We start from the raw sequence: 16,276 nt of genomic DNA, 5'->3' as shown, positions 1-16,276 counted from the left end.
AGGGACCGCCCTGAAGGAAGACTGGTTGCGTGGTGCAACCAACGGCGCTGCCTCACTTTGCCGATTTCTCTACCACGCCGCCAATTGCCGGAGGGTGGCTTGGAGTGCGCCAAGCTCGAAATTGATTGGAACCTGGCACATCACCACCGCGGTATCTGATCGTCAGCCTTGATGACCGAGCGTTGGTTTACCGCAGGGCTTCGTATGCCCAGCCCTCCTCGGCGTCATAGGATACCACGCCCTCTACCTTACCCGAGATCAGGGCTTGAACATGCGATGCGGCGATCGGCGAAAGTGCCAGAAACTCATCGGTGACGTCCATGACTATGGTCTGCGGTGAACCTGGCTCCGGGGGCCGGCCGTAAGTCGCGATTGCCGCAGCACGTTCGGGCGACTTGGCTGCCACGATCACTGGAGGGACCCATGTCTCATAGCTCACCTGATAGAGCCTCAGGGATGCGGATGGTGGGGGCGAGTTGTCGAGCATCATGTCACCTTCGTTCGTTGTCGATGATCGGTGATTGCATGCCTGACGGTGGGATGCGGGTGGCATCGAGTTGCGTCTACACCATCAAAAAATGCGCAACTATCTGACAACTAAACGCAACCACCCTGGGTGCTGTTCTCAGGTGAGATCGAATGGCGGTCGCGTTGCCTGGATGCTCCTGGACGCCTGGCTTGATGGTTTCAGGCTCGTGCGCTGTGGGTAGATAGGCATGGTTCGACAGAAAGCCGGGGTGTAAAACGTAGCAATGACAATACGCCTTATCTGCCTCGATGCCGACGACACGCTCTGGCATAATATGCGGCATTTCAACGCAGCCGAGGATGCGCTGCTGGAGATGTTGCGTCCGTTTGCCGACGCGCATGTTGCACGCCCGGCGCTGGAAGCATGTGAAGCCCGCAACCTGCCGCTCTACGGGTACGGCGCGAAGGGTTTCACGCTGTCGATGATCGAAACTGCGATCGAGCTTTGCGGTGCCGATCTGAAGCCGATGATGGTTGCGGACATCCTAGCGGCAGGCCGATCACTGCTTGCGCACCCCGTCGAGTTGTTCGACGGGATCGCACAGACGCTGGAGGATTTGGCGGATCACGGTCGGCTCGTCCTCGTAACCAAGGGCGACCTGTTGCATCAGGAGGCGAAGCTCGCTGCATCTGGCCTTGGTGATCGCTTTGCCGGTGTCGAGATCGTCAGCGACAAGACCGCCGATACCTTCGCACGGCTGTTCGAGCGATACGCGGTGCAGCCTGCCGAGGCGGTGATGGCGGGGGACTCGATGCGCTCCGACGTGCGTCCGGCGCTGGAGGCTGGCGCGTGGGCCGCCTATGTCCCGCAGGATGGTGCCTGGGCACATGAGCATGCATCACCGCCTGAGTTTTCGGATCGTTTCGCGACGCTGAAGAGCCTGGCCGAACTGCCCGCGCTGATCGATCGTATCAATCGCAGTTGACCCTTCGGTACAGGGAGGCGCCTTGGTCAGAGCGCCTTTGGGTTGATCGTTATCACCTTGCCCTTCACCGTACCGTTGCGCTTGCCACTTTCGACCAGATCCCACACCTGCTTGGGCGATGGCAGGGCTGTGAACGACGGAAAGACCGACGTCGTCCCTTCGACATCCTCCAGCGACACCGCATAGGTCCCGCTCTTGTCGGCCTGGCCCATTAGCGATGGATAGACACTGATGACACGGCCGGCATCGTAGAGCGCCATGACATATCCGCCCGCGTTCGCACTCGATCGATAGACGCCGTATTCGGTGCGCGCGGTGCCGTCACGACACCAAGTTGGATGCGGCGCCTGCGGAGTCAGCTTTTCCTCCGTTTTTGCCTTGGCTGCCACGGTGCTCGACATCAGCGACATCAGCAGATCCGCGCCGTTCGGCTTCGCTTGCTTCGCCTTGGTGAATGTCAGCGGTGCCGTGCAAGCCGTGACCGGGGCCGCCGCGCTCGTCGCCGTGGTAGCGGAGGACGGCCAGCGGACTGCTTTGATCAGCTGTTGCAAGCGGACATCGAGCTGGTCCGCGGTCAGCGTCTTCGCACTCATGCGAATGCTGACGATCCATTCGCCTACCGGCACGATCGCTAAGGCGGTGCTCCGATACGCGCCGCCGGGTGTAGCCGAGGAGCGACTGAACATATCCCCCGAGGTTGCCAGCGCCGCTCAAGCATTCCGCGCCGCGGGCGGGGCCACGGCTTATCATCGTGAAACCCAACGTATTGACGCACCTCAGGCTCTTGGTCGGCTGGAGAAAGCGCTGGTCGCAGCGGGACCATTCACGAGCAAAAATGACACATATGCAGCCAACTGGCCCCGCGACGAGAGGCGACGCGTCCTCGACAACGATGCACGGAGACAACGGGAAAAACGCGCACGTGATGCGCGACGTGAACTCAAGGAGCATCTAGTTCCCGAGGAGATAGTATCGCAGCTCGAGCATGAACGCATTTTTCGGATCGTTCGGTTTCACTGGTTCGCAAATAGCGCAGGAGCCCCAAAGACCGTCACTGTCGATCCAGACGGCACGAACGCTGCCTTCACCGCCGATGTATGGCGGGCGAAGACGCTTCTCTCTATCCGCGCGACGCAAACCAAATCGATTACAGCCTACTCAATCGCCGGATTAATGACCGATGAGGGCAGAAACTACGGGCTTGAGCGGGAAGTGCTACGTGACCGGGTGACACGCGCGCTGAAGCGAATTGCGGTACTCGAAACGCGACTGTTGCCGGAAGCAAACGGGCCAGTCTGGCCAGCATTCTCGCCGAAGGAAGCGCTTGATTGGTCAGCAAATAACCCCCTACGAGATTTATCCTAATCCGACGAATTACCCGCCTACGAAATCGCTGGGTATTATTACCGCCGCGGCTCGATATATGGCCTGCAAACTGGCCAGAGCGCGTAGACGGTACCCTACGAAACACCGTCACGATAAATAGCACCTCTATCTTAGAGATAGGAGGTGGGTGGGGGGAAACCGTACACATAACCACACCAACGCTAACCTTTAAAAATGTGTATGCATTACGTGGTAGCAGGTTGTTCAAACTCGCGGCGATGCGCGCAGCGCCCTTATCAAGACTGCGCAGTCCGTGGCACGTCACCCAATTGCATACCCCCGGTGATCGCGCGCGACGCGCAGTCGAAAGCCTCCTCCGATTTATTGAAGGATCCCATCCCGTCAGCACACTCATGCGTGTGCGCCAAAACACGCACCAGCGCTATTAGTGAGACTGTTGTTAAGTCAGCGCCTGTCGAACCGCCTCACGATCGGCAGGAGAAAGTCCGTCAGACCATATTTTGGGCCTCAATGATCGCAGTAATGATATGGCTGGTATCTCATGAACGGAAAGCCATCGGTTCGAGGCATTCTTGTCTGACGCCACTTCGCGCATGACGTGAGCCTGCTTGTCACTGAGCAGGTCAAGCGGGCCGTCAAGGATTGCCTCAAGGGACTCCACAAGGTCGTCAGTAGCATTTGATACCCGCGGCGGTGACAGCATCGACCTCCAATCTACTTTCGGATAGCGCTGATGTAGCACGGCCACGAGGAAGGTTTGCTTATCCAGCATCAATGTCTCGGCGAACTGCTCGGCACGCTCAATGGGTATCGGCACTCTTCCGAGTGCCATATGGCTCAGGACAACGGACTGCTTGTAACCGAGCTGTTTTGCTATGGCTCTTTGGCTCAGCCCTCGCTCGCTCGCAGCGTTAGCGAGCCCTTCAGCTAACAGCTTTGCGGCTGCACTATCGCGGTATGCTGCGTCGGCATCAGGCTCGTTCACTATGGTTCTCCATTGCCCTCCGCCTAGCAGTTCCCACTCGACAGAACACAATGTGTGCAATATAACACACACATGACCTTATGCAGCGAACTCGCCGGCAGGATAAGAAAGGCAGCACGAAACGGCTCTCGCCTTCATTTGGATCCCTGCCACGTCCGCGTCCTCATGGACGCCAGACTGTACCCCATCATCGCAACCATGGAAGCCGAAGAGCTCAACGCCCTATGCCAGCAAGACAATCACGTAACCGAACCACAAAAGCTGCTCCAACAAAACGCCACGAGCTCGGCGCCTATTGGCTCTGGTATCGCGCCGATCGAGATGACTGGGCCATCTGCTGGTATGCTACCACCGCAGATGGACGCGAGCGTCGGACTTGCCGCAAGTCGATCGGCATTGGCGGCGGTGACGCAAGTCACCCGCCGAAAGCAGCTCAAGACGCCCTAGCCGAACACTATCTGGCGACGCAGAAACCCGTCGAGGCGCCGATCGGGCAAGTTTATGTGGAGAAGCTGATGGCTGACTGGCTTATCAACCATGCGCAGCCCAATCTTTCGGACCCCGTGCGGTATGCCAATGGGGCGGGCCACTGGTTGGCGTTTTTCGAGAACGAGCAGGCCACAGGTCGCCTTCCTGGACCACCAACCGTCGCCGACATCAGCTCCGCGCTTGTTGAACGCTTCCACGCATGGCGTGCAAAGCAGGGCGTCAGCGGTCACACCATCTCACGCGACACCGCGGCACTTCGTCAGCCTCTAAATTGGGCCTGGAAACGCAACATGATCGCCTCGGCGCCGTTTGTCCCGGACGTCAAGCACAAGCCCGAACCCCGCGACCTTGTATACAGCGTGGAGCAGGTCGCACGCCTACTTGAGGCAGCTTGGTCTCGGGAAGACCGCCAGCACATTCATATGTTTGCAATGATCATGCTGAGCACAAACGCTCGGGTTGAGGCCGTTCTCGAACTCAACAAGGATCAGCAGGTTCGCGACGGGCTGATCTATTTCAATGCCCCTGGTCGTCAGCAAACCAAGAAGCGGCGCTCGATTGTTCCCATTTGCCCTACGCTCGCACCATGGCTAGATCTCTATCACGGCCGTGCGATACAGTGGCAAAAGCGGCATCTCGACCCAAGCACTGGTGAGCCGTGGTTCGAATACCTGCCCACGGATAGGATTAAGACTGCCTTTAGCAAGACACTTATTGCAGCTGGCATCTGTCATCAAGCGATCGATGAGGAAGGCTCCCCGATCTGGCTGCCGCCGCGGCACAAGCTGGGCGAAACCGCACCAAGACCCAAGCTTGTGGGCTTGGGATCACCAAACACGCTTCGGCATACGACCAGCACCGAAATGCACCGACGTGGCGTGCCTGAAGCGCAGATCGAAACTGCGGCCGGCCATCGCGGCACTGGGACCAACAATCGACATTATCGCCATCTGCGACCGGAATATTTGACCCAATTCGTCGAAGGCGTAGAGGCGTTTTGGAGCGACGTAGGGAAGCTCACTAAGGTCCATTTGGTCAACCAGCGCAAACCTGTCGTCTTCGACCTAGCTGCCTGATCCGAGGCTTGTTCCGCGTCATGCTACGTTGCGACGTCCCGGCATGTGCAATCGAGCGAGATCTGACGGGGAGCCCGAGTCACTAACGGAGCCGTTCGGCGCCGGTTAGCTGACCGCCAAGCCGATGGAAATCCGATTCAATGCGAAAAGGCTTTATCTCGACAGCCGCACCGTCTCGTCGGCGAACAAGGCGGCCGGAGCGACCTCGACGTGATGCACTGGGACGTCGACGCCCGACAACGACCTAGTCCAACGTCAGACCATGCGTTGCATCGGTGACATGACTGGAATCCACGCGCTCACCCCTGACGACAACGACGCTGCCCAAGACGATCAACACCCCGCCCAGCAGGAGCGGCCACCCCGCCGGATCGCCGAACAAGCCGATGCCAAGCGTGGCACCGACCAAGGGTTCGATGTTAATGAACACGCCAGCACTAGCGCTGTCGACGCGCGTCGCGCCGTATTGCCACGCCGCGGTCGCCAGGAAGGTCGAGAGCAGCCCCTGCCCCAGGATTCCAGCCCAGGTCGACGTGCTTAATTCGAGCGGCGGGGGCCCGTGGAGGAACAACGCGATCGGCAATATCGTGACGGTCGCGACGACCAGCGTCACCGCGGGCACGGCCATCGCCGGCCGCGTGACCGGCACGCGCTTTAGAACCAGCAGCCAGGTGAGAAAGATAAGAAGGGACAACAATGACAGAGCGATGCCAATCGCAGTGCCCGCGCCGCCCGGCTTTCCCGCGATCAGTGCAGCCCCAGTCGTGGCCGCCGCCACCCCGATCCAAGACGCTCGGCTTACGCGTTCGCCCATCAGATGCGCCGCTACCGCGATTAACGCGGGCATTGCCCCGACCAACAAAGCTGCAAGCGTCACGGTGACGCCCGCCAAACCTTCGAACTGAACAATGAAGGCAAGACCGTAGAACGCCCCCGCCAACAAGACTGGCGGCGATCTGAACAACGCACGCGCCTCGACGCTCGCCAGCGCGAAAGGCAACGCTACAATGGTGGAAACCGCGAAGCGCAGCAGCACCATATGTGCAGGGGTCACTTCGCGGAGCACGAGCTTCCCAAGCGGAAAGCCGAGGCCCCAGAAGAGACCCGCAACCGCGAGCGCGAGAAAGGCAAGCCGGTTCATCTGGTCTCGCTGCCAGAGTCTTCGCCTGAAGGCGATAGGAACAACTCGTCACCGAGTTACGGTCGCAGTTTTTACAACTACCGCGGACCTAACCCCACTTACGTAACTATGCCGTTCGCTTGATGCGGCCGATAATGGCGAACTTAGTTTGGGAGAATCTCTGCTTGAGCGCCTTTGGGTAGGAAGCGATAGCTACCGGTCATGAGAGTCGCCGGGGGGTGGCGGCCAGCGACCAAAGCCGGTCGTTCGGATCAGCTACTGTGAACGTCTGCTCCTGACAAAAGCTGCCTATAGATCACTCGATTTAGACGGTCAGGAATGCGCCCTAATCCGGGACATTCGTGCAGGCCGCCAGTAATCCCAGCCGAACCAATCGTGGCAACCTTGGACTGACGGCGTCGGTCGGGGAGGCTAGTCAAACCTCCCGGCCGCTGCCACGTTGGACGGATGACCGCCGCCACCGTCTATAATCTATCTGAGCTCGCAACCGTTCTTAGCGCGGACGGGCAGCACCCCGACCTGGTCGAGGCGATCGAACGCGCCGCTGCCGTGTCATCAGCGCACAGAGATCTGCGGGAGGCGTTGCTCGGTCTGAATTTGCTGCGTCGTCTGACGCATGCCGGTGACGAAACACCGCTGAGTGACGACGACATGACGACGATCGTCGGCTCGCTGATGACCAACGCCATCATTCTCTATGCACGAGCGACGGATACGAAGCCGATCGCTCGAAGAAAATGGTTTGGCGAGGGCAAGCTACCGACGGATCTACGGGCAGTGCATCGCGAACTTATGCAACTTCGCGACAAGGAAATCGCGCATTTCGGGAAGGGGCAGCCGGTCGATGGCGCCCCGCTGCTCGAAGAGGCGTTGGTGCTTCGGCCTTCCGATCGCGATCGCCAGCTTGGGTTCTTGTCCAGTCGGATGCACAACCGCGCCGCATTGGCGAGGCGCGCCGAATATCTGGTGGAGATGGTGCTCGCGCTCTGCGAGGAGAAGGTGAGTAAGCGCCACACCGACATTCACCGTCTGTTGAGCAAACTCGCTGAGGCCAAGGATCCTGTGATGGCTAAACTCGGCACGATGTCGCTTCCAAATCCTCGTCTCCTCGCGGCTGAAGCCTCCTCGCAGCGCAACCCAGCGCCTTGCGAAAGCGTGGGCAATTTCAGCGGTACGGCAGTGGTAGAGATCCACGACGGCGACCTAGCGGCGAGGTGATCAGCGCTCAGTGGCGCAGTGCGGGACCCTGATGGCTTAGGCAAACTTAGAAAACTGTACGGGTGAAACGAAAGGAGCGGAGATCGAAGGACCTCCGCTCGACCCAAAGCTAAGCGCGGCGGGTTACGAGCGGGCACACACGAACGCCATCAACCCATATTGCCAGCTTGTCGTCGCTAACCAAATGCAGCGTCCCCGCAATGAACCGGCGAACAGCGCGCGTGCTGGTGACGTCGAACCGATGCTTGTCGCCATTGGCGACCAACTCGTCGCTAAACCCGGTATGCGCGTTGAATTCAGCCTCTTGTACGAAAAACTGGGTCACCCAACGCGTTAATCGCGGGTTGATCGTGTCGATCACCTTGACCGCGATCCGGTGCTGCCGGCCGCTGCGTATCGTTAAGCTGAGCTTGTTCGGAAATTCGAGCAACTTTCCCATGTCATTCTCCAACCATCGTAGTGGTGGGTTCTTTGGAAAAGGACGGGATCGGAGAACCGCATGCCGATACCCGTCCCGCGCATACGCGCGAAACAGGTCACCGGCAGCCCGTTGGTTCGAGCCGTTCAGATCTCCCGACTCTCACCGGAAGCGGTTCTTTGTCGCGTATTGAAATACGCTCACGACCCTGACACCCTCCAAATAGAACGGCGCCTGGCCATTTCAAGGCACACACCGCTCCATTGTCGCCGCGCTATTACGGCGGCACCGGCGCGCCAAACCGACTGGCGCGAGCTTACCTTTCTGTCGGACGAAAACCGGCGGATCGACGAGATCTAACCGTCGGCCGTACCAAAAATTCATATCTATCCGACACATCGCCGGCCAAAGGCCACGATGACGATGACGATGACGATCGCGAAGCGCGACAAGGGAGGGACGACAAATGGCCTGCTATTTCCAGGGCTGCGAGGAGAAGGGCACGACGAAGGAGCATATTCCGCCGCGGTCCTTTTTCCCCGAAGGCGAGAAGCACCAGTTGGTGACGGTCAAATCCTGCCCCGCGCACAACAACGCCAAATCCAAGGACGACCTGTACGTCCTCGCCCAGATCTGCATGCACGCCTCGCCGGCTAATCGAGCCAGGGAAGTTTGGCTCACCAAGGTCGCGCCTCAGCTTGAGTTCAATGGCGGAAAATTGCGCGATATGCTCGCCGAGGGCGCTGTTCAGGTCGAGGGCGGGGTTGCCTACCCGGTTCGGATCGAACGGCTCGACGAGTTCTTCACGGCTTTGTCGTGTGGGTTGATCGCCGCCTCGCAAAAACGCTCGTTGCCCGCGAACTACTCGATCAACCACATCTACCCCAGCCTCGCCACCGGGGGCGATTCTGTCAGCAAGGCGCTGAAGCAGGGGATCGAAAAATTCTACAGCGGCAAGCCGCTTGCCGTGATGGAATTCGGCAAGCCTGGCTTGCACAACGAGCGCATCTATACGGCCGAGGTGTTCGGACTTCCCGATTTCGAGGGCAGCATTACGATCGTGCATCTTTTCTTCGGCAAGTTCAAAGTGATCTCGATGCTGTCGAAGTCGTTCGAGATGCCGGCCTGATCGTACCAATAAAACGGTCGGATGCGACCTATACGATGGTGTAGGCTCCCCCAACGATCGGCCAGCCGACATCCAATGTGAGTTCGATGTTGCGAGCAGATGCTCCGACCCATTCTCCATCCATCGGTGCCGCACCACCCGCGGTGACCAGGATGGAGAAGCACGATGTCAGATGCCAAGGTTGCAGCCATTTTCGGACCAGCTGACTTTTCTGGGCAAAACAGATCACACTGCGCCAAACGGAGAATCAGACAGTTAAGGTTACAAAATTGGTCACAGCAAGATCCGGTTTCGGCTCGAACTCCTGGCCAGGAGCTAACGTCGAACGTCGGCTTCTGACAAAAGCTGCTGTTGGATACATCGCGCGCGAACGTCGGGAATGTCCCAAGCGCCGTCAATCACGACGCTTCAGCAACCGACCAACCCCAGTCATTCAGCGTCGTTGATGTCAGGGTCGGCTTTTGCCAAAACTTGTTACCCGGGTTGCGCGAACCAGCCGGTCGGGTCTCAATTCCTCACCGCTCGATGTTTGACGACCCGAGAGTGAAGGGCCACATTAGCAGCATGTCTCAAACCAGCATGCTCGAAGACGAATCCTCGCCGCCTGAACGGGCCTTGATGGTCCGCGAGCCTTATGTATCGATGTTACTCACGCACAGGAAACGATGGGAGCTACGAGGTCTCCCGACCAAGATTCGCGGCCGGATCGCGCTCATTCGCTCAGGCAGTGGTTTGGTAATCGGCGAATGTCAGATCACCGACTGTATCGGTCCGATTGATTTCGAAACGCTCAAGAAGACACCAAATCTCTCGACGCACGAGCGTCTCGAGATCGCTGCGGACGGTCGGCCGCCATATGTAGAAAAAGATAGCACCGCATCGAAGACATATGCTTGGGTGATCGAAGAGCCCGTCGTCTACAAGTGGCCGCTCCGCTATAGACATCCCTCGGGGGCGATCATCTTTGTCGACCTGACAAAACCTGGGGTACTCGAATGCTCAGAAGCGTCGCTGTCAAAAGAAATTCTCCAGCCGCAGCTTTTATAAAGAAACTTCACCGGGATCTCGTCAGGTTCGGCCGAGATGATGCGCTACTGATCGACATCGGCAGCGCGACTGCTTTTGTTTGGGACCCGGACTTCACTTCGCCTGCCTCGGCGACCCTGCGCGAAGAAGCGTTGAATATGCGTCTTGGTGGAATGCGCGCGACACTGGCCGCGCAGGAAGCCCTGTTCCCCGCTGACTATTTCGACCCGTTCGGCATGGATTTCGCCAATCTCGCGATTGACGTGGTGCCCTGCGTGGATGCGCCGTCCCAGGCGATGTTCAACTATATCTCCTACGGTCAATCCGTAGCCGCAGAAACCAAGACAATGCGCATCGGCAGGTTCCTGATCTACGACCGAACGCCTTCGCCCCACCGAATCATGGGCGCGATTGCGCTTAAATCGCCGAAATATTTCGACGGCGCCCGCGATCGACATCTTGGCTGGCCAGCGCTCTCGGAAATGGTTGATGGCGAGCGGATCAAGAGTGACGCTGCGATCAAGTTGCGCAACGCTGCATTGAAATCCATTTTCAACATCGCCGTTTGCATGGCCGTCCCCCCATATGATCGGCACGGCGTCGGAAAATTGATCGCCGCTCTCGCACTCTCACATCCGGTGATCGGCCATATGGAAACCAAATATCCGAACTGCGTTTTGGGAGTGACGACCACTGGCATCTGGAGCGGCAGCGCCGGCCAGTATGAGCGAATCCGGCTCGGACGCGACATGATTGCCGACCAGCGCGCCAAACTCTACGAGCGCACGCACACGGTTAGGCGGTCCTTGAACTATGTGCCTGCGCATTTCTCGCAGGCGACCTACGAGGCTGCATTCGACATGATCCGCAGGAGCCATGTCCGAATCCAGCCTTTTCACGGCTATGACGCTGATCCGGCGATCCGTCAGCATTTGCTCAATGCCGCCTTGCTGCATCTGCGTATTCCACGCCGCGCTATCGCTGCGAACGTCATCTCGCACTATTTCGGGTCGGTCTCGCTTGCCTGCCGAGAGGCGCTCGCCACCGTTGCGACTCTTAACCATCCGCCAACTGAGCGCAGTCTCGCGATCGGTGAGATCTATGCCGAATGGCTGACGCGAACGGCAATGCCAGCCGAGCACGACGTAGCGCCGGCTAGGCTCTCGGCGCGCGCGACGTAGCGACTCAGGTACGGCGAACCTTGTCGAGCGCCACGTCATCGGACCAGAGGTAATAGGCGTACATGCTGCACAAAACGCCGATGCCGATGAAGAGGGCACGGTATTCGAGCGCCACGATCTTACCGGCGATTGGAACTGCTGTTGCAAAGCTGGTTGCCAGCGCTGACCAAGCAAACAACATGCTTGCGAGCAGGATGTTGACGACGGCAATCGCGCTGCGCGCAAAATCCTTGCGGTAACGGACCCGGATCGCTGGCTGCGGGCCGTAGGGATAGTCCTTGACCTCATCATCATCGTGGAGCTGAGTCGCAAACTGGATGCGCACTTCCTGCGTTGCGAGACTGGATGTAGCCGGGATCGTTACCGCAACGAACTCCTGACCGAAGGATCGCGAGGCAAAGCTGCTGCGGATTAGATCCGAAGCGGCCTTTGGCGAGCCTTCGACGGTGACCTTCCGCATCCGGTAGTCTCGACCGTGTTCGTCGCCGCGCTGAAACTGGATTGTAAAGTACAACGTCGATTGGTCGACTACTTCTAGATAGCTCACGCGCTTCTCGCCCTCGATAGCCGTCTTTGGCATTATAGTTGCCGGCTTTGTCAGCCACAGGGGGATGAGCGATTTCGTGCGGCATTCGATCAAGGTAATACGCCAGAACGTGTCGCGGCTGAACTGGTTACCGTCTTGGGTCATGGCAGTGACAACCTTGGAAAAGCCCTGGTCGTCGGCGTTCTGCGCGAACATGGCGCCGACATCGGTAGAGTTCAGCAAGGCAACATAGGTCTTCATCGGCATCTCGCCGAGCTTGCGCAGCGTATCGACGAAATCGTTCGCGATGGTCGTCTTCTTGTCGTTCGGGTACCCGGCGAGTTCGAGATCGAAGTAATATCTGGTTCGCTCGCCGACCTCGGACGACCGGACGGCGACGATGTGGGCGAGTCGCGTGAGCGTCTGGATCGTAGGGTCGCTAAGGACGTCCTTCGCTGCCGCACCATCACCCTTTTGATATGCCTTTGGCTGAACATAGGCGAGAACGGCCCGGATTCGATCACTGGGCTCGAAGTCTCGCAGGACTGCCTCGGCTGGGGAGGAAATGTGGTCGGCGCTATAGTCGTAGGTTACGACATGGCCGGCGGGCAGAGCGAGGATGCGATGGACGTCGTCATAATATTCTGGGAGCGTCGACGTGTCGAAGACGATTAGATCTGGGTTTGGCACGTTGCTTATTTCCCCACATCCGTTGGCCGTCAGCGCTCACACGATAGCATTTTCAGAACGTGACGACACGTCCAATACCGCTAGGTCGATGCCTGTTTCACCACCAATTGACATGCTGGCGACGCGGTCGGCGCGACGGCTGACAGTCGAGACTGGCTTCGCGCCGCTGCGGCCGATTCTGACCTTTCGTAGCACGCTCCACGCACAGCCGCTCTTGAGCAACTCTTCCTGATAGCTGCAGGTCAGGAAGCGGCCTAATCTCTGTTGTTTTGTGGTCCCGTTCGCACAGGTGCCGGATGTCCGCTGCTGACGGAGCCTGCCGTTTTAACGTCACGCGAACGGCAGGATTGTCCTAATTTCAGCCTTCACGGAGATATAAACCAACGACCGCTTTCGGGACCGAGGTCGAAAACGTTGAACAGCAAGGGTTGGGCGTTAGTGAACGGCAGTCGGTAACGGTTTGTTGCGATGCTCGGTTCGCACCTTAACCTCATGCGCGGACCATCGGGACGTCGGCAATCTTTGTCGTCCATGCCGGCGACCGCATTTCTGACCGCAGCTTCCACTCTCGCTTAAAGCCCTGGGTCGCGGTCACCGCCGTCCAAGTGCCAAACTTGGCGTTAATCGCGTCGAGCGCTCCCATCAGGCGGTCGCGTTTCGCCGTATCCGCCTCGAACAGAGTCCGTGGCCGCTCGGCTTCAGGCACAAGGTCGTCGAGCAGGATACCGGCCTTAGTATAGGCATAACCGTCGCGCCACGCCCTTTCCGCTGCACGTCGTGCTGCCGCGATCAATTCAAAGCTATCGCTCGACATGGGATGGAGCGTGACCGTGCGAGATCCCCCATATTGCGGTCGATCTGGCCTGTTACGATTGGTGTGGAAGAAGGCCGTAAGCCGCCCCGCGACGAGCCCGTGCATCCGCAGCTTCTCGCCGGCGCGCAGCGCATATTGCGACAAGGCGCCCATCATCCGGTCAAAGTCGCAAACCGGCGTGCCGAACGAGCGGGTTACCGCCATGCCCTTTCGACGGGGCGCGACGGACTCGACGGCATCCGAGGGCACGCCTCGCAGCTCGGCGACCAGCCGCTCGAGCACGACCGTCCCGACGGCGCGCGCCTGCTTCATCGGCATGTCTCGCAGTGCGCCCGCGGTGTGCACCCCAAGATCCGTGAGCTTCCTGGCTGTTGCACCGCCCACGCCCCAGACGTCGCCGACGGCGAACGCATCCATAACCTCGCGACGAACGGCGTCATCGCGCAGATCAGCGACCCCTTCGAACCGGGCGTCCTTCTTGGCCGCAGCATTCGCCAGCTTGGCCAGCGTCTTGGTCTCAGCAATGCCCACACATGTCGGTATCGTCGTCCACAGACGAACTTGCTCCCGCATCGCACGCGCGTGGTCGACAAGGTCCCTGCCCTCAAATCCGGCGAGGTCCAGAAAGGTCTCGTCGATCGAATAGATCTCGAAGTCACGCGCGAAGGGTTCGCAGGCGGCAATGACGCGGCGCTGCATGTCGCCATACAGCGTGTAGTTCGAGGAAAGGACCCGGATACCGTGCCGGCGGACCACATCGCGCAGGTGGTGGATCGGATCGCCCATCTTTATGCCGAGCGCCTTGGCTTCGGCCGAACGAGCGATCGCGCAGCCGTCATTGTTCGACAGCACGATGACCGGCACGCCGACGAGGCTGCTATCAAACGCCCGTTCGCAGCTGACGTAGTAGTTGTTGCAGTCGATCAGCGCGATGGGCGCGCTCATGGCACCTTGCGCGCCACGCCGACGACGACGCCCCATATCTCGACATATTCGTCGACAAGGATGTGCGGGAAGCCCTCGGCCTCGGGCACGAGCCAGTGCCGCCCATCCATATGCCGAAGCCGTTTTAACGTCCGCTCGCCGTGCACCAAGGCGACGACGATCGCACCGGCCTTGGGTTGCTTGGCGCGATTGACGACGATCAGATCACCGTCGTTGATTCCGGCGCCCGCCATCGATCGCCCTTCGACCCGCATGATGTAGCTCGCAGCGGGGTGCTCAACGAGCCAGGCACCAAGATCAATTGGTTCCTCCATGTCATCCTGCGCCGGTGACGGGAACCCGGCCGGCGTGTGACACAGGAAGAACGGGACCTCGCGCGGCACCAATTCGAACGGTAATTCGTGGAGCCTCAAGCTGCTCATGGGACGATTCCTTTTCCGGCCAGCCCTTTAGAGCGCAAGAACAGAAAGTGAACAACGATTCGTGCGACGACGCTGTCGCAGGGTAAGCGCGCGAGCCGAAAGCGGGCGTTTGCGAAGGCATCGAAAAGGTAAGCGTCCAGCCCGACGTGTTGTGGCGCGGCACCGCTGCGCGAGGCAGTCGGCTCACGGGGGTGGCCGCGTTGCGAATCATACGATGCCGGGGGGACGTGGAAGCACAGTCGTCCAACCCGGCTGCGGCGGGCTAAGCGACCGGAACGTGGGCTTGCGATACCACCGCGATACCAAAACGCAGATCTGCCGAGGCTTCAGGCGACAAGTCGCCAATAAAGTTCAAGGATTTCAACGATTTAAGGTGGTGCCGCTTACAGGACTCGAACCTGTGACCCCCGCATTACGAATGCGATGCTCTACCAGCTGAGCTAAAGCGGCCCGATGACGGATATCTCCGGTCGAGGGGGCGGCGCTTAACAGGGGAAATTTGCCGTGACAAGCGCTAACCCGCATTTACGTGCCGTTTACCAAGCAGCGTGCACAAGCAGCCGTAAGTGAACGGGGAAGTTTTCGGTATGGGCATGCGACGCGAGCCGGACGGCGAATACGGCGAGATCGACGAGACCGGTGCGGGGCTTCCCGGCGGGGCGACCGACGCGGGCGTCAACGACGTGATGTTCGATCTGGGCGGGGACGAACGCCGGATGCATGTCCGCGCCTATAACCACTGGGTGTCGCTGCTGAGGGGGCGCCCCTATCCGACGATCGCGGACCTCGATCCCGGCTCGATCGCCGATTTCGGCCCGCACAGCGTGCTGCTCGACTTCCGCACCGATCCGGGCACGGGTGCGGATCGGGATGCCGCGGCGGTGATGACGATCGACGATCCGCGAATCGCCTATCTCGGCGCCAAGCTGCGCGAGGAATGCGGGCTGGTCGGGCCGATCACGTCGATCGCCGACGTGCCGAGCCGGTCGCTGCTGTCGCGGCTGACCGATCATTATCTGCAGATCATCGCGAATCGCGCGCCGATCGGGTTCGAGGCCGAATTCGTCAACAGTCGCGGGCGGACGACGCTGTACCGCGGCATCCTCATGCCGTTCTCGTCGAGCGACGAGGGCATCGATTTCCTGTATGGCGTGATCAACTGGAAGGAGCTCGCCGACGACCGGATGCAGGCGACGCTCGCCGCCGAGCTCGAGGCGGCGGTTCGCGCCGCGCCGGTGCCCGCGTCCGGGCTCACCGCCTATGCTCGCCACGCGCCGACGATGCCGGGGCTGGGCGCGTCGCTGGCCTCGACCGGGCACGCGCCCGCCACCTCGCCGGGCGTGCCGATCTGGGCCGACGGGCCGAGCGCAGAATTCGCCGACCCCATAGCGGCGACCAGCCCGACCGATGGCCCG

Annotated in this window: 15 protein-coding genes, 1 tRNA gene and 1 pseudogene; 8 read left to right on the top strand and 9 right to left on the bottom strand. The window is 59.8% G+C overall.

Going from position 1 to position 16,276, the window contains the following annotated elements:
- Positions 1–187: 187 nt before the first annotated feature.
- On the bottom strand, positions 188–490 hold the full coding sequence (locus C8J24_RS08370) for a hypothetical protein (protein ID WP_107931697.1): 303 nt from the start codon (positions 488–490) through the stop codon (positions 188–190).
- A 262-nt stretch (positions 491–752) separates the two neighbouring features.
- Here C8J24_RS08370 and C8J24_RS08365 point away from each other — a divergent pair, with 262 nt between their 5' ends.
- Entirely contained in the window at positions 753–1,454 is a 702-nt protein-coding gene (locus tag C8J24_RS08365) for an HAD family hydrolase (protein ID WP_107931695.1), read from the top strand.
- A 26-nt stretch (positions 1,455–1,480) separates the two neighbouring features.
- Here C8J24_RS08365 and C8J24_RS17545 read toward each other — a convergent pair whose 3' ends face one another.
- Entirely contained in the window at positions 1,481–2,047 is a 567-nt protein-coding gene (locus tag C8J24_RS17545; RefSeq protein ID WP_107931693.1) for a hypothetical protein, read from the bottom strand.
- A gap of 4 nt (positions 2,048–2,051) precedes the next feature.
- Here C8J24_RS17545 and C8J24_RS17320 point away from each other — a divergent pair, with 4 nt between their 5' ends.
- Complete coding sequence (locus C8J24_RS17320) at positions 2,052–2,819, top strand: hypothetical protein (protein WP_146163657.1); 768 nt, start codon at positions 2,052–2,054, stop codon at positions 2,817–2,819.
- A 421-nt stretch (positions 2,820–3,240) separates the two neighbouring features.
- Here C8J24_RS17320 and C8J24_RS17315 read toward each other — a convergent pair whose 3' ends face one another.
- Positions 3,241–3,786, bottom strand: a complete 546-nt coding sequence (locus C8J24_RS17315) for a helix-turn-helix domain-containing protein (RefSeq protein ID WP_146163656.1) — start codon at positions 3,784–3,786, stop codon at positions 3,241–3,243.
- Between the two features lie 224 nt (positions 3,787–4,010).
- Between C8J24_RS17315 and C8J24_RS08350 the strand changes: the two genes are divergently transcribed.
- Positions 4,011–5,351, top strand: a complete 1,341-nt coding sequence (locus tag C8J24_RS08350) for a tyrosine-type recombinase/integrase (protein WP_146163655.1) — start codon at positions 4,011–4,013, stop codon at positions 5,349–5,351.
- 244 nt (positions 5,352–5,595) lie between these two features.
- Here C8J24_RS08350 and C8J24_RS08345 read toward each other — a convergent pair whose 3' ends face one another.
- Complete coding sequence (locus C8J24_RS08345; protein WP_107931686.1) at positions 5,596–6,492, bottom strand: DMT family transporter; 897 nt, start codon at positions 6,490–6,492, stop codon at positions 5,596–5,598.
- Between the two features lie 447 nt (positions 6,493–6,939).
- Here C8J24_RS08345 and C8J24_RS08340 point away from each other — a divergent pair, with 447 nt between their 5' ends.
- Positions 6,940–7,710: a hypothetical protein gene (locus tag C8J24_RS08340; RefSeq protein ID WP_107931684.1), complete on the top strand. Its 771-nt coding sequence runs from the start codon at positions 6,940–6,942 to the stop codon at positions 7,708–7,710.
- A 109-nt stretch (positions 7,711–7,819) separates the two neighbouring features.
- Here C8J24_RS08340 and C8J24_RS08335 read toward each other — a convergent pair whose 3' ends face one another.
- Positions 7,820–8,149 (bottom strand): hypothetical protein, encoded by a 330-nt coding sequence (locus C8J24_RS08335; RefSeq protein WP_107931682.1) that lies wholly within the window; start codon positions 8,147–8,149, stop codon positions 7,820–7,822.
- Positions 8,150–8,594: 445 nt separating this feature from the next.
- Here C8J24_RS08335 and C8J24_RS08330 point away from each other — a divergent pair, with 445 nt between their 5' ends.
- From C8J24_RS08330 to C8J24_RS08320, 3 genes are all read left to right on the top strand, one after another.
- Positions 8,595–9,257 carry a hypothetical protein gene (locus tag C8J24_RS08330; protein ID WP_107931680.1) on the top strand — a complete coding sequence of 221 codons (663 nt, stop codon included), beginning with the start codon at positions 8,595–8,597 and terminating at the stop codon, positions 9,255–9,257.
- A 543-nt stretch (positions 9,258–9,800) separates the two neighbouring features.
- Positions 9,801–10,304, top strand: a complete 504-nt coding sequence (locus C8J24_RS08325; RefSeq protein ID WP_167396725.1) for an ASCH domain-containing protein — start codon at positions 9,801–9,803, stop codon at positions 10,302–10,304.
- Entirely contained in the window at positions 10,253–11,464 is a 1,212-nt protein-coding gene (locus C8J24_RS08320; protein ID WP_146163653.1) for a Druantia anti-phage system protein DruA, read from the top strand. The genes C8J24_RS08325 and C8J24_RS08320 overlap by 52 nt, the downstream gene beginning before the upstream one ends.
- Positions 11,465–11,468: 4 nt before the next feature.
- Here the strand turns inward: C8J24_RS08320 and C8J24_RS08315 are convergent, their stop codons facing one another.
- The 4 genes from C8J24_RS08315 to C8J24_RS08300 all read right to left on the bottom strand — a co-directional run bounded on the left by C8J24_RS08315 (position 11,469) and on the right by C8J24_RS08300 (position 15,311).
- Positions 11,469–12,680 carry a hypothetical protein gene (locus C8J24_RS08315; RefSeq protein WP_107931674.1) on the bottom strand — a complete coding sequence of 404 codons (1,212 nt, stop codon included), beginning with the start codon at positions 12,678–12,680 and terminating at the stop codon, positions 11,469–11,471.
- Between the two features lie 490 nt (positions 12,681–13,170).
- On the bottom strand, positions 13,171–14,439 hold the full coding sequence (locus tag C8J24_RS08310) for a Y-family DNA polymerase (RefSeq protein WP_107931672.1): 1,269 nt from the start codon (positions 14,437–14,439) through the stop codon (positions 13,171–13,173).
- Positions 14,436–14,861: a LexA family protein gene (locus C8J24_RS08305; protein WP_107931670.1), complete on the bottom strand. Its 426-nt coding sequence runs from the start codon at positions 14,859–14,861 to the stop codon at positions 14,436–14,438. The genes C8J24_RS08310 and C8J24_RS08305 overlap by 4 nt, the downstream gene beginning before the upstream one ends.
- Before the next feature lie 374 nt (positions 14,862–15,235).
- Positions 15,236–15,311 (bottom strand) — tRNA-Thr (locus C8J24_RS08300).
- A 143-nt stretch (positions 15,312–15,454) separates the two neighbouring features.
- On the opposite strand from C8J24_RS08300, the pseudogene C8J24_RS08295 reads away from it, so the two are divergent.
- Positions 15,455–16,267: pseudogene (locus C8J24_RS08295) on the top strand (PAS domain-containing protein); the annotation flags it as partial.
- Positions 16,268–16,276: the final 9 nt, after the last annotated feature.

Source organism: Sphingomonas aerolata, from assembly GCF_003046295.1.
Lineage (GTDB): Bacteria > Pseudomonadota > Alphaproteobacteria > Sphingomonadales > Sphingomonadaceae > Sphingomonas > Sphingomonas aerolata.
The sequence above is the reverse complement of the archived record's forward strand: the minus strand, read 5'-3'. Positions and strand labels throughout refer to the sequence as shown.

Bases quoted from the DNA above. Each gene is read 5' to 3' on its own strand.
- C8J24_RS08320 (WP_146163653.1), top strand. From the start codon at position 10,253: ATGCTCAGAAGCGTCGCTGTCAAAAGAAATTCTCCAGCCGCAGCTTTT.
- C8J24_RS17320 (WP_146163657.1), top strand. From the start codon at position 2,052: ATGCTGACGATCCATTCGCCTACCGGCACGATCGCTAAGGCGGTGCTC.
- C8J24_RS08305 (WP_107931670.1), bottom strand. From the start codon at position 14,861: ATGAGCAGCTTGAGGCTCCACGAATTACCGTTCGAATTGGTGCCGCGC.
- C8J24_RS08370 (WP_107931697.1), bottom strand. From the start codon at position 490: ATGATGCTCGACAACTCGCCCCCACCATCCGCATCCCTGAGGCTCTAT.
- C8J24_RS08350 (WP_146163655.1), top strand. From the start codon at position 4,011: ATGCCAGCAAGACAATCACGTAACCGAACCACAAAAGCTGCTCCAACA.
- C8J24_RS08335 (WP_107931682.1), bottom strand. From the start codon at position 8,149: ATGGGAAAGTTGCTCGAATTTCCGAACAAGCTCAGCTTAACGATACGC.
- C8J24_RS08330 (WP_107931680.1), top strand. From the start codon at position 8,595: ATGGCCTGCTATTTCCAGGGCTGCGAGGAGAAGGGCACGACGAAGGAG.
- C8J24_RS17545 (WP_107931693.1), bottom strand. From the start codon at position 2,047: ATGAGTGCGAAGACGCTGACCGCGGACCAGCTCGATGTCCGCTTGCAA.
- C8J24_RS08345 (WP_107931686.1), bottom strand. From the start codon at position 6,492: ATGAACCGGCTTGCCTTTCTCGCGCTCGCGGTTGCGGGTCTCTTCTGG.
- C8J24_RS08340 (WP_107931684.1), top strand. From the start codon at position 6,940: ATGACCGCCGCCACCGTCTATAATCTATCTGAGCTCGCAACCGTTCTT.
- C8J24_RS08310 (WP_107931672.1), bottom strand. From the start codon at position 14,439: ATGAGCGCGCCCATCGCGCTGATCGACTGCAACAACTACTACGTCAGC.
- C8J24_RS08365 (WP_107931695.1), top strand. From the start codon at position 753: ATGACAATACGCCTTATCTGCCTCGATGCCGACGACACGCTCTGGCAT.